A 14,161-nucleotide genomic window follows, 5' to 3' on the forward strand; every position below is an offset into this window, starting at 1 on the left:
AACCGGCGCGCCTACTTCACCCAGACCACGGCGACACCTCCACCCATGACAGACAGACGCTTTCCTCTCCGACTGGACCTGAAACGGGGCACTGTGGACATGAGTCACGGCTCCGGCGGCCGAGCCACGGCGCAACTCATCGCAGAGGTCTTTCAGGCTGCGCTCGACAACGATCTGCTCGCCCAGGGCAACGATCAGGCGCTTTTCTCTCCGCCCCCCGGAAGACTGGTCATGAGCACTGACGGGCACGTCATCTCTCCCCTCTTCTTTCCCGGCGGCGACATCGGCTGTCTATCCGTGCACGGAACCATCAACGATGTCGCCATGGCCGGTGCTCGACCACTCTATCTGTCCGCCGGTTTCATCATCGAAGAGGGATTCCCCCTGGACGATCTGGTCCGAATCGTCCAGAGCATGGGCGAGGCGGCGCAGTCGGCTGGCGTACCGATCGTCACGGGCGACACCAAGGTGGTCGAACGCGGCAAGGGCGATGGCGTCTTCATCACCACCACCGGCATCGGCGTGGTACCGGACGGTATCCAGATATCCGGCGACTTGGCACGCCCAGGCGACGCCATTCTGGTCAGCGGCAGCATCGGCGATCATGGCGTCGCCATCCTCTCGAAACGAGAAAATCTGGGATTCGCAACCGAAATCCACTCCGACACGGCCGCCCTGCACGATCTGGTCGCGGCCATGGTCGGCAGCGTGCCCGAGATCCACTGTTTGCGCGACCCGACTCGCGGAGGGCTGGCAACCACCTTGAACGAACTGGCGTTCCAGTCCGGCGTAGGCATGCAGATCCGCGAGACGTGCATACCGATCAAGTCAGAGGTGTCTGCGGCCTGCGAGCTGCTGGGACTCGACCCGCTTTACGTCGCCAACGAGGGCAAGCTGATCGCCATCTGTCCCGCCGACCACGCCGAGCGTCTGTTGGCGACGATGCGCGCCCACCCCTTGGGTTCGGAGTCCGCGATCATCGGCGCGGTCGTCGAGGACGACCTGCATTTCGTGCAGATGGAGACAGGATTCGGCGGAAGCAGAATCGTCGACTGGCTCGCGGGCGAGCAGCTGCCGCGCATCTGCTGAGTCCCATTTCGCGGAAGGCGGCTCGTACAGACCACGCCGCCGAAGGATGCGCCCCGGACACGGAGCGCTCCAAACGGGCTAGATATAACCCAATTTTTATATTATGGTCGCTCTGCCTTCGGGCATCACAGAACTCACATAAGAACGACGAGGAGAACCAGGAATGATCTCAAGATCGACCGCCATCGCGGCCGTCGCACTCCTGTGCGGCACCTTCAACCTCGCCCTGGCCGGAGAGATGGCGACCCCCGACGAGGCCAAAGCCCTGTCACAGAAGGCGCAAACCGCCGTCAACACGATGGGACAAGAAAAGGCGTTCGCCGCCTTCGCGGCGGAGGACGGAGGCTTCAAGGAGAAGGATCTCTACGTCTTCTGCATGGACATGGACGGCGTCATGCTCTCGCACGCCATGAAACCCGAACTGGTCGGCAAGAACCTGCTGGATTTCAACAAATACGGCGACACCTTGTTCAAGAACATGATCGAGGTTGCAAAGACCTCTGGCGAAGGTTGGGTCGACTACAAGTGGCCCTATCCGGGCTCGGATGAGATTCGCGAGAAGACCAGCTACGTCATGACCAACGACGGCGGCTTCTTCTGCGGTGTGGGCGCCTACAAATAACCGCCCTGACTGGAGAAAGGCCCAAAAAAACACCCGTCGAATCGACGGGTGTTTTCGAATGCAGGTCCCAGGCGCTCTCCCTCGGATGCGCCCGGAATCGCACGCTAGATCAAGACTCCGAAACCTCGAAGTCCTCGCTGACGGGCTCCTCCGACGCGACGCCGAGTGCGACCTCGGCCTCGGCAAGCTTGATGAGCGTCTCCCGTCCACGGTCGTCGGTCTGGCGGCAGAGTTCCACCAGCTGACGCTCCTGCGGCGACAGCGGATCCTTGTCGTCGAGGCACAACAGATAGGTTGGCGTTACAGTTCCGAGGGCGACCGACAACTCATGGGCCTCCTCTAGCCCCATCCGGCGAATTCCTTGCTCGTAGTTGCTGATGCGAGACTTGGAGAGGGAATTCGTACGACCGGAAAGGTCAGAGAGACTGAGCTTCTGCTCCTGCCGGGCCGCACGCAAACGTTGGCCAATTTGTTTTGTCAGGTCCATAGTAGGTAAGGTTTCAACAAGCCTTCTTTCGTTGGTTGTACACAGAGTTAGTACGATAGGCGACGGTTAAGTTCGCCCGCGCAAGCAGGCTACACACGTCCGATATGCGGGAACTTAGCCGTCGGTTTGCCGTCCGGCGTAAAACACGGAACGATGAATCCGTGTCCCCGGTGGTTGGCTTCAGAGATGACTTCCGAGATTCTCAGCCCAGAAAGGCATCTTCCCATTCGGCATCGCCGACGGTTTGGGGTTGCGGCTCCACGACCCGATCCGCAAAAGCCCGATCCAGCGTTTTGATAAAACACTTGGTCTGAGGTGACAGGAATTTCCCTCGGCGTTGCACGATGCCGTAGCTGCGTTTGGGGAAATACTGTCCGATGGGGATGACTCCCAGGTTTTCGTCACCTGTGAGACAGACGTCGGTCACGATCGAGATTCCTAGACCAAGCTCGACGTATTTCTTGATGACTTCCCAACCACCCGCCTCCATGGTGACTCGGTAGCCAAGATTGTGCTGCTTGAAGACGAGATCCACCATTCTCCAGGTGCTCAGGTGGCGTGGAGGCAGGATGAGCCCATAGGGCGTGATCTCATCGAGGGTAACGGACTTTTTTTCCGCGAGAGGATGGTTCTTGGGCGTGATCAGGGTCGGCTGATAGGTGACGAAGGGCCGATAGGTGATGTCGTCCGGGACCTCCAGCATGGAGCCCACAGCGAGATCCACCTCATCCGCCCGCAGCATCGCTAGACCATCGCGCCCGGTCACGTTGTGGAGCTTGAGTTCGATCCCCGGATACTGATCGACAAAGGCCTGCACGGGATCGGGCAGGATATAGAGAATGGTCGACTCACCGGCGGCGATGTTGAGCACCCCCTGATCCACGCGGCCACATTGGGTCGCGAAGGTCTCATGGAGCTTGTCCATACCCTCGACGAGCGGCTCCGCCATCTGGAACAGCAGATCGCCCTCCGGGGTCAGCTTGATCTTCGGTCCACGGCGCTCGAAGAGCACGGTTCCGAATTCACGCTCCAATGCCTGAATCTGCAGGGACACGGTCGGCTGACTGAGAAAGATCTTTTCCGCTGCGGCACTGACGCTGCCAGTACGCGCGGCATGACAGAACGCCCGCAGTTGTTTCAGGCGGTTCTGTTTGTAATGAATCTGAGATCCAGCTCCCACGGTCACACCCTACCCTTCGCCCAATAATGACGATTGATAGTATCCCAGCACAGACATTGATAACAGCAATACGCGCATAGATTCAAGAACAGGAGGCGAAAGTGCGACGTAGCGCACCGAAACGGCCATCAACGGAGCGGCTAACAGTCATCCAATCAGCCTTGATCCAACTGAAGCAGGATGTTGCGCGCAACCCGGCGTTGATCCGCATCCCCTTCCTCCAGGACCTCGTAGAGCACCTGACGGGCGGCAAACTCATTGTCCAGCTCCCTCAGCCGATTCGCGCGACGGATCTTCTCCTCGATCGAATTGACGGATCCGCCGGCGGACGGTGCGACAACGGGGGCGTTCTGGTCGCGGGACTCGCCTTCGGCGGCATCGATGAGGTCGAGCTCGGCCTCCATCTCATCCTCGCTCAGCGGATTCCAGCGCTCAGAGGACCCGGTCGCAACCGACTGAGCCGCAGCGCCAGCCGTCGACCCGGACGTCGTACCGGGCTTAGACGTGGGCACCGAGGGAGTCGTCAAGGCCCCACCCGAGTCCGGCCCTCTCCCCTCCTTCTCACGCTGACGCAACAGAATGCGCGAGGAGAAGACCCCGAGCTCGAACAGGAGCCACATGGGCACGGCCAGCAGGGTCTGGGAGATGATGTCGGGCGGCGTCAGTAGCATGCCGATGACGAAGACGCCGACGATCACGTAGGGCCGCTTGCTGGCAAGCGCATCGGGCGTCACGGCACCGATGGCCACCAAGAGGATGGTCGCGATGGGAATCTCGAACGCCAGACCGAAGGCGAAGAAGAGCGTCAGCACGAAATCCAGATAGGACGAGATGTCGGTCATCATCTCGACGCCGGCAGGCGTGGTCCCGGCCATGAAGGCGAAAACCAGCGGGAACACCACGAAATAGGCGAACGCCATGCCGACGTAGAAGAGCAGAATGCTCGAAATCAGCAGCGGTACGGCCAGACGCTTCTCGTGCTGATAGAGCCCGGGTGCGACAAAGGCCCAGAGCTGGTAGAGCAGATAGGGCATGGCGAGGAACACGGCCCCGACCAACGCCAGCTTGAACGGCGTGAGGAAGGGGGAGGCCACCTGAGTGGCGATCATGGTGTTTCCGACCGGAAGCTGCGCCAGCAGAGGAGCCGCGACGAAGGAATAAAGGTCGTTGGCGAAGGGGAACACCAACAGCACCACCAGACCGACCGCGATCGACATGCGGATCATGCGATCGCGCAATTCGACCAGATGGGAGAGGAAGGGCTGTTCAGCGCCCGGATCGTCGGGCTGCATCGCAGAGGGCATGGGTGTCGCTCTTTCGATTAGGAAACAGTGGACGCGAAACCGCCTGGAACGCGTTAGACGGAGGGCCGGGACAGCCGAAAGGAACGAACGGGGCGCCGTTCAGCAATCATCGCCGGATACGGCATTCCGTCGACCGCCGCCGGCAAGCCGCCTTCATCGCGGCACCGTAGGCATCGAAGGCGATACGCCGATCGATAACGCCGTGCTCCAAGACGCGCTCAGACGTGGGGTTTGTCCTCGGTCTTCGGCTTGGAGGAATCCGTCTGCGCCGAGGGCTCTGCACGCGGGGCGCTCTCTTCTGCGGATTCCTGCTGAGACATGGCGCTGCGGAAGCCCTTGACGGCACTGCCAAGATCCGAGCCGATGCCCTTCAATCGCTTGGTGCCGAACAGCAAGACCACGATCACCAGAATGATCAGAAGCTGCCAGATACTGATTCCACCCGCACCCATGCTTTATCTCCAGACCAGCCTGCAAACGGCTGGTCGATTGTCGTTCAGTGTAGATTGAGGCGGGTCGGTCGCGCCCGTCGGCGCATCCTGCGGGTTCGAGCACGCAGAGGCGACCCATACGCTCCGCAACCAATGCGTAATACTACTCTATTCGCGATTCGAACCGCCACAAGCATCCAAGTTTACTTGGTCCGGCTCGCCTTTTCCTCCAAGCCGGACAACCCGAAACGGCGATCCAACTCGGCCAGCACCGCTTCCGGCCTCAGTTGCTGGTGGGCCAAAAGTACCAAGGTGTGGAACCAGAGATCCGCGACCTCGTACACGATCTTATCCGGAACCCCATCCTTGGCCGCCATGACCGTTTCGGTCGCCTCCTCGCCCACCTTCTTGAGGATCGCGTCCAAGCCCTTGGCATAGAGCTTCGCGACATAGGATGAATCCGGGTCCGCAGCCTTGCGTTCTTCGAGGACCTCGGCCAGGCGCGTCAGGACATCTGTCATATCTGGGGATTCCGAATCAGGGATTGCGATAGATGGTATCCGGATCCTGGAGCACGGGCGAAATTTCTGCCCAGTCGCCGTTGGCATCCAGTTCGCGGAAAAAACAGTTATGGCGCCCGGTATGACAGGCGATCCCGCCTTTCTGTTCCACCTGCAGCAAAACGACGTCCCCGTCGCAATCGATACGAAGCGCGCGCACGCTCTGCTGGTGGCCGGATTCCTCTCCTTTGTGCCACAGACGCCCACGCGAGCGCGACCAATAGACCGCGTGACCGGTCTCGTGCGTCAGACGTAGCGCCTCGCGGTTCATCCAGGCCATCATCAGGATGACCCCGGTGCCCTCCTCCTGAGCGATGGCGGGAACCAGCCCGTCGGCGTCCCATTTGATGGCATCGAGCCAGGCATCAGTCATGGTCGTAGAAGCTCCTGATGGAATCGATCGCAGACGGGCTCAGCCGGCCTGACGGAGACGGTCGGCGAGCCGCTGACCCTCGGCGAAATCGAGCGTACCCTCGTAGATGGCACGCCCGGTGATGGCGGCGGTAATACCGCTCGATGCCGCCTCAGCGAGCGCTCGAATATCCTCGATGCCGGTGATGCCTCCCGAGGCGACCACCGGCGTCCGAATAGCCTCGGCCAGGGCGCGGGTCGCCTCGACATTGGGACCGCTCAGCATGCCGTCGCGCCCGATGTCCGTATAGACGATGGCCGAGACGCCGTCGTTCTCGAAACGTTTGGCCAATTCCTCGACCCGATAGGGCGTGATCTCGGCCCAGCCCTTGATGGCGACCTGACCGTCCTTGGCGTCCAGCCCGACCATCACATGCCCCGGGAAGGCGCGACAGGCGCGGGCGACGAACTCGGGCTCCTTCACCGCCTGGGTGCCGATGATGCAGAAAGACACGCCGGCACTGAGATAGGCCTCGATGGTCGCCTCGTCGCGAATGCCCCCGCCGACCTGGATCGGCAGATCCGGATAGGCGGCCGCGATGCCACGAATGGCCTCGCCGTTCACCGGTTCGCCGGCGAATGCGCCGTTGAGGTCGACCAGATGCAGCCGGCGCGCGCCCTCGCGCACCCAGCGCCCGGCCATCTCGACCGGATCGTCGGAAAAAATGGTCTCGTCGTCCATGCGGCCTTGGCGCAAGCGCACACAGCGCCCGTCCTTCAAATCGATAGCGGGGATCAACAGCACCGGATGGGTCTCTCGCGGTTCGTGAAAAAATCGGATCAGTATGGATGGGCCTACAAGGCCCCCTTGGTCGATGGGGTCATGCCCGCCATGCGCGGATCGGGCTCCACCGCCATGCGCAACGCGCGACCGAAGGCCTTGAAGATGGTCTCGGCCTGATGATGGGCGTTGGTCCCACGCAGATTGTCGACGTGCAACGTCATCCCAGCATGGTTGACCAGGCCGTGGAAAAACTCCCCGAAGAGATCGACATCGAAGGCACCGATCATGGCGCGACTGAAGTCGACCTCGTAGACCAGTCCGGGACGGCCCGAGAGATCGATCACCACGCGCGAGAGCGCCTCGTCCAGGGGCACGTAGGCATGACCGTAGCGACGGATCCCGCGCTTGTCGCCCAGCGCCTTGGCCAGGGCCTGACCGAGCGTGATGCCGATGTCCTCGACCGTATGATGCGCATCGATATGCAGATCGCCGACGGCCTGGATATCGAGATCGATCAGACCATGACGCGCGACCTGATCCAACATGTGGTCCAGGAAGGGAACCCCGGTCTGGAAACGCGAGCACCCGCTACCGTCGAGATCGATCTCGATCCGGATCTGGGTCTCCAAGGTATTGCGTTCGATCCGAGCCTGGCGGCTGGAGATTTCGGAAGCCATCGGTTGGTCGTCTGCGGCCTTAAAGCGGCATTAAACCACAGCCTGGCCGACGATCATAAGACCCGCGCCACCCAGACGCCCGTTTCGCGCGCCTATCCTCGCCAGACAGGGGCGGCTCAGGGCGAGATGAAATAGACATCGACCGAGACGCCGCGCGTCTGCCCTTCGGACACCGCGCCCCCGGCGAGCGGTCGGTCCTCGCCCAGCGTCTCCAGCTCGATCCGATCGGCCTCGCCCCCGAGGGCGACCAACTGATTGCGGACCGAGCGCACGGCGCTCTCCAGGGCGATCCGATCGCCCGATGCGGAACCAGCGCCATCGATTCGCCCCCGCAACGACAGCCGCAGACGCGGATTGCGGGCGAGGACATCCGCGAGCCGGGCGACGCGCTCGGAAACGCCGCTCGCCCGAATCGCTTCGAGATCGCCCCCCGACACAGTGACGAGCAGACCCTCCTCCGTGTAACGCGCCCGCAGGAAGGCAAGGTCCGCGTCCAATCGCGCCTGGTTCTCTTGGGTCTCGCTCAAGAGCGCGCGGGTCCGGTTCAGTCGATCCTGGTGGGCCTTGGCGATGGAGGTCAGTTCTTCGAGGATGAGTGCATGCTCGCGCTCGAAGGATTCGGCCTGCTGACGCCGCAGCGAAGCCACGTCCTCCTCCAGTCGCCGCAGTTTCCTCTGTATGTCGCCTGGAGCGACAAGCGTGCCATCCTCCGAGGGCGCAGCGGCGGACGTCGATGTCGCCTGCGCGACCGGCTCGGCGATCTCGGGCTGCGAGGACGCCTGGGGCCGAATCGCCTCGGCATCCATGCCAAGTCGGTCATCGACGCGATAGACGAGCAGCAATCCCGCAACGAAGGTCAGCAAGAGATAGCCGATCGCAAACAGGGTTCTCGATCTGGCCGGCCGATTGGTCATGGACATAGTGATTTCCGTCGACCCATGTGGGCGAATGGGGTTTCCACGCTGGCGCTCATTGGTCGGGGAGACAGACCCTGCCCTTGAGCACCGCGACACCGGTCGCAGTCAAAAGCCACAGCACGATGCCGGACAGCAGGGTGAGCATCCCGACCCCGAGATAGCGGTAAAAATCGACGCCAGTGCGCTCGAACATCACCAGACTGGCAACGCTGAAGGCCGCGAGCGGGAAGGAATAGGCCCACCAGGTCAGCGAGAAACTCAAGCGCAAAAAGCGCGGCGCCTGGGTGAACAGCAACAGGGTCAGAAAGAACGCCCCGAAATAGAGCACCCGAGCGAAGCTGTCCAGCCCCTCGACCAGTTGCATGTAGGCCACGAATCCAACCGATGGCGGCGCGATCAGGATGAACAGCGTCGGCATCAGACGCTCCTCGATCGGATGATGGAACAGCACCCGATTGAAGATGATGGTCAGCAAGACGATCCAGAACAGCATTCCGATGCTGAAGAAGAACCAGGAAACCTCGATGAATCCCAGGCCGACTCCGGCGATCGGAACCAGCGCATTTCCGACCACGGGGATGAACCAGGCTGGATTCATGTGGTGGACCTGAAAATGCTCGCGATGAATCCAAACGCTCATGATGTAGAGCGTGAAGGCCAGATGCAGCGAGGCGCCTGCCCCCCATAACGCGAAACTCACCGAGGGCTGACGGTCGAGAAAGGCCGCTGCGAGCAGCAGCAGGCTGATGGAGATGGTTGGAAAAAAATTGAGCTTGATGGGATGCCGCAACTCCTGGACGACGGCCTGGCTGCGCAGCAGCAGCTTGCCCAGATAGAAGGTCCCGAGCAGGACAAAGGCACTCGCGGCCAGGACGAGCAGTCCGTCGGCGAGCGGCCATTCGAGTCCCAGTATGACCTGGGCCTTCTCCCAACCGATGGTGAGCCCGGTCAATCCCATCACCATTGCGAAGAAGGCAATGGGGAAATGCTCCAGCCTCGAACGGCTGGCAATCTGCGCTGCCATGCTGACTCCGATGCGGCCGCCCTCCGCCTGAACGGCGCTCGATAGAGCCGACGCCGCCAGCGGTCCGAAACGGCTGGATGATGGACGAGAGTGTAATCCCGAGCAGGCGCGGCTTGCATGCGAATTCGAGGCCCCGGATCGGATCGCCAGAACCGACCCCAAGGATCGCGTCGAGGACTGGACGACCGAACGTTCCGTCTTTTAGGCTGCCCGTTTTCAAACCAGACACAGACACCCAGCCGGCTCGAATGCGGCCTTAAGCAGTCATTCGATCCAAGGAGCGGTTATGTTACTCAGCGTCATTCTACCACTGCTCTTCGTCCTCACCTTCGTCCCGGTCGTGGTCCTGCTCTACGGGATCACACGCTGGCAATCGGAAACAAACCTGTTGCGCAACCGTCTCGAAGGCACGCGATCCCAACTGCCCAGCAGGGTCTTCAACCCCGACGAACTGGAGGGCCTACCGCCACCCGTGCAGCGTTTCTTCGATACGGTGCTCATGCCCGGACAACCCTTGATCGCGGTCGCCGAGCTCGGCCACGCCGGCCAATTCAACATGGCCGAGCATGGCGAACGCTGGGCGCCATTCAGATCCAATCAGGTCGTCAGCACCCACCGTCCCGGATTCGACTGGGACGCCCGTATTCGCCGCGCACCCGGCGTCCAGGTCTTCGCGCACGACGCCTACATCGCTGGCGAGGGACTCGCGAAGGCCGCCGTCCTTGGACTGTTCAAGGTCAGCGAGCAAGGCGGCAGCGCTCGACTGGCTCAGGGCGAGCTCATGCGCTTCCTGGCCGAGGCGGCCTGGTACCCGACCAAGCTGCTGCCCAGTCAAGGCGTCACCTGGGAACCGATCGACGACGAATCGGCTCAGGCGACCCTGTCCGACGGCGACACCTGCGTGTCGCTCGTCTTCGAATTCGACGAAAACGGAATGATCCGTAGCGTGCGGGCCAAGGCACGTCATCGTTTCGCCCATGGAGACATGATCGAGACGCCCTGGGAAGGCCGCTTCTGGGACTATGAGACCCGCACCGGGATCCGTGTGCCGACACGTGCCGAGGCGGCCTGGATACTGCCCGAAGGTCGCCACGCCTACTGGCGCGGACAACTCACCGACGTTCTCTACAAGTTCGCACCCTAAACGCTCGCGACCGGGATGCCGCAGACGAAATCGCTGCGGCATCCCGGTCCGCGCTCACCCCTGCAGCTTGCGCTTGAGGATCTCGTTGACCTGGGCCGGATTGGCCTTGCCGCCGCTCTGCTTCATCGCCTGACCGACGAAGAAACCGAAGATCTTGTCCTTGCCCGAACGATACTGCTCCACCTGGGCCGGATTCGCCGCGATGATGGCATCGATCATGGCCTCGATGGCCCCCGTGTCCGTGATCTGTTTGAGGCCCTGGGCCTCGATCACCTGATCGGCGTCGCCGCCGCCGTTCCACATTCCCTCGAACACCTGCTTGGCCAGCTTGCCCGACACGGTACCGTCCTGGATGCGAGCGATCAGACCGGCCAGCATGGACGCGCTCACCGGGCTCGCGCCGAGCTCGACCTCGGTCTTGTTGAGGGCCGCCATCAGCTCCCCGCTGACCCAGTTCGCCGCCAGCTTGGGCTCGCCGCTGTCGCGCGCGACCGTCTCGAAATAGTCGGCCAGCTCGCGGCTCGCGGTCAGCAGATCCGCATCGTACTCGGACAGGCCATAGTCGGCCTGGAAACGTGCCCGCTTGGCGTCCGGCAGTTCTGGAAGATCCGCGATCGCCCGCGCCAAAAAGTCCGCGTCGATTTCGACCGGCAGCAGGTCCGGGTCGGGGAAATAGCGGTAATCGTTGGCCTCCTCCTTGGTCCGCATCGAGCGCGTCTCGTCCTTGGCCGCATCGTAGAGACGGGTCTCCTGGACCACGGTCCCACCCCCTTCGATCAGGTCGATCTGACGCTCGACCTCGAACTGGATCGCCTTCTCAAGGAAACGGAAGGAGTTGACGTTCTTGATCTCGGCACGGGTGCCGAATTCCTTCTGACCGACCGGACGCACCGAGACGTTGGCGTCCATGCGGAAGGAGCCTTCCTGCATGTTGCCGTCGCTGATGCCGATGTAACGCACGATCTGATGAATCTTCTTGGCGTAGGCCACCGCCTCCTGCGGCGAACGCATATCGGGCTCCGAGACGATCTCCAGCAGCGGCGTGCCGGCGCGGTTGAGATCGATGCCGGTGAAGCCCTGGAAATCCTCATGCAGCGACTTGCCCGCATCCTCTTCCAGATGGGCGCGGGTCACACCGATGGTCTTGACCGTGCCGTCGTCGAGGACGATCTCGACCTGCCCCTTGCCGACCACCGGCAACTCGTACTGACTGATCTGATAGCCCTTCGGCAGATCGGGATAGAAGTAATTCTTGCGCGCGAAGATGGAACGCGGCGCGATCTCGGCCTCGATCGACTTGCCGAAGCGCACGGCGAACGTCACCGCCTGCTCGTTGAGCACCGGCAGCACGCCCGGCAGCCCCAGATCGATGGCGCATGCCTGGGTGTTGGGTTCGGCACCGAAGGCGGTCGGCGCACCCGAAAAGATCTTGGATTGGGTCGCGAGCTGGGTATGGATCTCGAGACCGATGACGGTTTCCCATTGCATGGCTTGGCCTGCCTGAATATCAGAATTGAACCGCAAAGGCGCGAAGTGCGCCAAGACATGGAATCGAAAGGCCGAGAGGAAGCCGCCGGAGCGGCATTCATAGGGCGCGACAGGCTCGGCGATCGCACCCTACGCCAATTCGTCCTTACTCGAATCCTGTCGGCGCCGCCTGGTGCCAATGCGTCGCGTGCTGGTACTGGTGTGCGACGTTGAGCAACCGGGCCTCGTCGAAGTAGTTGCCGATGATCTGCAATCCGACCGGCATGCCGTCGACTGGCTCAACGGGAATGGACATCCCCGGCAGGCCCGCGAGGTTGGTGGCGATGGTGTAGATGTCGTTGAGATACATGGACACCGGATCGTCCATCTTGTCGCCGATGGGGAAGGCCGTGGTGGGGCTGGTGGGTCCCATGATGACATCGACCTGCTCGAAGGCGCGCTTGAAATCGTCGGCGATGAGATGACGGATCTTCTGGGCCTTGAGGTAATAGGCATCGTAGTAGCCGGCGGAGAGCACGTAGGCGCCGATCATGATGCGACGCTGAACCTCGGCCCCGAAGCCTTCGGCGCGACTGCGCTTGTAGAGGTCTTCGAGATCCTCCGGATTCTCGCAGCGGTGCCCGTAGCGAACCCCGTCGAAACGGGCCAGGTTGGACGAGCACTCGGCCGGCGCGACCACGTAATAGACCGGCACCGAGAGCGGGCTGTTGGGCAGGCTGATCTCGACGATCTCTGCACCGAGCCGCTCGTACTCCTTGATCGCATCCTGAATGGCCGCGCCGACGCGGGCGTCGAGTCCCTCGCCGAAGTATTCCTTGGGCAAGCCGATCCGCAACCCTTTGATGTCGTTGTCGAGCGCGTCGACATAGTCCGGCACCGGGACATCGGCGCTGGTGGAATCGCGGCTGTCGAAACCGGCCATCTCGTCGAGGATGAAGGCGGCGTCCGCAGCGGAGCGCGCCATGACGCCGGCCTGATCGAGCGAAGAGGCGAAGGCGATCATGCCCCAGCGCGAACAGCGCCCGTAGGTCGGCTTGATGCCGGTGATGCCGCACAGCGCCGCCGGCTGGCGGATGGAACCGCCGGTGTCGGTCCCGGTGGCAACGGCGCACAGACGCGCGGCGACGGCCGCCGCCGAGCCGCCCGAGGAGCCGCCGGGCACCTTGGTCTCGTCCCAGGGATTCTTGACCGGTCCGTAGAAGCTGGTCTCGTTGCTCGACCCCATGGCGAATTCGTCCATGTTGGTCTTGCCGAGCACCACGGCGCCGGCCGCCGCCAGCTTCTCGACGACGGTCGCGTCGTAGGGGGCGACGAAGTTGTCGAGCATGCGCGAGCCGCAGCTGGTCTTGATGCCCTGGGTGCAGAAAATGTCCTTGTGGGCGATCGGGATGCCGGTGAGCGGGCCGGCATCGCCGGCCTTCAGCATCTGGTCGGCGCGCTCGGCGGCGGCCAGGGCCGAGTCGGCCGCAACCGTCACATAGCTGTTCAGACGCGGATCGAGCCGTTCGATACGCTCCAGATAGTGCTTGGTCAGTTCGACGCTGGAGTAGGTGCGCAGCCGCAGGTCGGCGGCCAATTGGGCGATCGATTTGTTCTGCATTATTCGATGACCTTCGGAACCAGATAGAGTCCGTCTTCGGTGAGCGGCGCGATGGACTGGAAGTGATCGCGCTGGTTCGATTCGGTGGGTTGATCGGGCCGCAGCCGCTGTGCCATGTGCAATGGATGCGCCATGGGCTCGACATGGCTGGTGTCGATGGCGTCCATCTGGGCGACCAGATCCAGGATGTTGCTCAGATCCGATGCATAACGCTCGGTCTGCTCGGGCGCGATCGCCAGACGTGCCAGATGGGCGATCTTCTCGATGTCGGAACGGTCCAATGCCATTGCGATCCTGCCGTGTGCTGAAATCCGGTCAAAATAGCATAGGGTCGAGGAAGGCGAAAACTCACGCACTCACGCGCCGCACGCCACCAGCCATTCGGCATGGCGCGCGCCATCCTCCTTGCCGATCCTCAGCCGCGTTGTTAGATTAACGGCCCAATTGTCTTGCCGTTCCTGCATCTCGACTCCCAAGCTGGTCCCGGACGCCACCGTGGGCCT

At 62.3% G+C, this 14,161-nt stretch carries 16 protein-coding genes; 3 read left to right on the forward strand and 13 right to left on the reverse strand.

What is annotated here, in order from left to right; all coding sequences use genetic code 11:
• Window positions 1-45: 45 nt before the first annotated feature.
• Both hypE and ACFSJC_RS10860 read left to right on the forward strand, forming a co-directional pair.
• Window positions 46-1,089, forward strand: coding sequence for a hydrogenase expression/formation protein HypE (gene hypE, locus ACFSJC_RS10855; RefSeq protein WP_386026532.1), 1,044 nt, complete (start codon window positions 46-48; stop codon window positions 1,087-1,089).
• Window positions 1,090-1,252: 163 nt separating this feature from the next.
• Window positions 1,253-1,711, forward strand: coding sequence for a cache domain-containing protein (locus tag ACFSJC_RS10860; RefSeq protein WP_386026534.1), 459 nt, complete (start codon window positions 1,253-1,255; stop codon window positions 1,709-1,711).
• Window positions 1,712-1,820: 109 nt separating this feature from the next.
• Here the strand turns inward: ACFSJC_RS10860 and ACFSJC_RS10865 are convergent, their stop codons facing one another.
• The 10 genes from ACFSJC_RS10865 to ACFSJC_RS10910 form a co-directional block, all read right to left on the reverse strand.
• On the reverse strand, window positions 1,821-2,198 hold the full coding sequence (locus tag ACFSJC_RS10865; RefSeq protein WP_386026536.1) for a helix-turn-helix domain-containing protein: 378 nt from the start codon (window positions 2,196-2,198) through the stop codon (window positions 1,821-1,823).
• A 202-nt stretch (window positions 2,199-2,400) separates the two neighbouring features.
• Complete coding sequence (locus ACFSJC_RS10870) at window positions 2,401-3,378, reverse strand: LysR family transcriptional regulator (RefSeq protein ID WP_386026633.1); 978 nt, start codon at window positions 3,376-3,378, stop codon at window positions 2,401-2,403.
• Between the two features lie 155 nt (window positions 3,379-3,533).
• The gene (tatC, locus tag ACFSJC_RS10875; protein WP_386026538.1) at window positions 3,534-4,682 is read right to left on the reverse strand and encodes a twin-arginine translocase subunit TatC; all 1,149 of its coding nucleotides are present in this window, start codon (window positions 4,680-4,682) and stop codon (window positions 3,534-3,536) included.
• A gap of 218 nt (window positions 4,683-4,900) precedes the next feature.
• Window positions 4,901-5,134, reverse strand: a complete 234-nt coding sequence (gene tatA, locus ACFSJC_RS10880) for a twin-arginine translocase TatA/TatE family subunit (RefSeq protein WP_386026540.1) — start codon at window positions 5,132-5,134, stop codon at window positions 4,901-4,903.
• A 182-nt stretch (window positions 5,135-5,316) separates the two neighbouring features.
• Window positions 5,317-5,634, reverse strand: coding sequence for a phosphoribosyl-ATP diphosphatase (locus ACFSJC_RS10885; RefSeq protein WP_386026542.1), 318 nt, complete (start codon window positions 5,632-5,634; stop codon window positions 5,317-5,319).
• A 16-nt stretch (window positions 5,635-5,650) separates the two neighbouring features.
• A complete protein-coding gene (gene hisI / locus ACFSJC_RS10890; protein WP_386026544.1) occupies window positions 5,651-6,046 on the reverse strand; it encodes a phosphoribosyl-AMP cyclohydrolase in 396 nt (131 codons plus the stop codon).
• Between the two features lie 39 nt (window positions 6,047-6,085).
• A complete protein-coding gene (gene hisA, locus ACFSJC_RS10895; protein WP_386026546.1) occupies window positions 6,086-6,829 on the reverse strand; it encodes a 1-(5-phosphoribosyl)-5-[(5-phosphoribosylamino)methylideneamino]imidazole-4-carboxamide isomerase in 744 nt (247 codons plus the stop codon).
• Between the two features lie 50 nt (window positions 6,830-6,879).
• Window positions 6,880-7,485 (reverse strand): imidazoleglycerol-phosphate dehydratase HisB, encoded by a 606-nt coding sequence (gene hisB / locus ACFSJC_RS10900; protein WP_386026548.1) that lies wholly within the window; start codon window positions 7,483-7,485, stop codon window positions 6,880-6,882.
• A gap of 116 nt (window positions 7,486-7,601) precedes the next feature.
• Window positions 7,602-8,405, reverse strand: a complete 804-nt coding sequence (locus tag ACFSJC_RS10905; protein ID WP_386026550.1) for an OmpA family protein — start codon at window positions 8,403-8,405, stop codon at window positions 7,602-7,604.
• A 49-nt stretch (window positions 8,406-8,454) separates the two neighbouring features.
• Window positions 8,455-9,426: an SLAC1 anion channel family protein gene (locus ACFSJC_RS10910; RefSeq protein ID WP_386026552.1), complete on the reverse strand. Its 972-nt coding sequence runs from the start codon at window positions 9,424-9,426 to the stop codon at window positions 8,455-8,457.
• 286 nt (window positions 9,427-9,712) lie between these two features.
• Between ACFSJC_RS10910 and ACFSJC_RS10915 the strand changes: the two genes are divergently transcribed.
• The gene (locus ACFSJC_RS10915) at window positions 9,713-10,570 is read left to right on the forward strand and encodes a DUF6920 family protein (protein ID WP_386026554.1); all 858 of its coding nucleotides are present in this window, start codon (window positions 9,713-9,715) and stop codon (window positions 10,568-10,570) included.
• A 54-nt stretch (window positions 10,571-10,624) separates the two neighbouring features.
• On the opposite strand, the gene gatB is transcribed toward ACFSJC_RS10915, so the two are convergent.
• The 3 genes from gatB to gatC form a co-directional block, all read right to left on the reverse strand.
• Window positions 10,625-12,076 carry an Asp-tRNA(Asn)/Glu-tRNA(Gln) amidotransferase subunit GatB gene (gene gatB, locus ACFSJC_RS10920; protein WP_386026635.1) on the reverse strand — a complete coding sequence of 484 codons (1,452 nt, stop codon included), beginning with the start codon at window positions 12,074-12,076 and terminating at the stop codon, window positions 10,625-10,627.
• Window positions 12,077-12,203: 127 nt separating this feature from the next.
• Complete coding sequence (gene gatA, locus ACFSJC_RS10925; protein WP_386026556.1) at window positions 12,204-13,658, reverse strand: Asp-tRNA(Asn)/Glu-tRNA(Gln) amidotransferase subunit GatA; 1,455 nt, start codon at window positions 13,656-13,658, stop codon at window positions 12,204-12,206.
• Window positions 13,658-13,945, reverse strand: a complete 288-nt coding sequence (gene gatC, locus ACFSJC_RS10930) for an Asp-tRNA(Asn)/Glu-tRNA(Gln) amidotransferase subunit GatC (RefSeq protein ID WP_386026558.1) — start codon at window positions 13,943-13,945, stop codon at window positions 13,658-13,660. Before gatC ends, gatA begins: the two co-directional genes overlap by 1 nt.
• Between the last annotated feature and the right edge of the window lie 216 nt (window positions 13,946-14,161).

Origin of the sequence: Thiorhodococcus fuscus (genome assembly GCF_042682685.1) — a bacterium.
Taxonomy (GTDB): domain Bacteria; phylum Pseudomonadota; class Gammaproteobacteria; order Chromatiales; family Chromatiaceae; genus Imhoffiella; species Imhoffiella fuscus.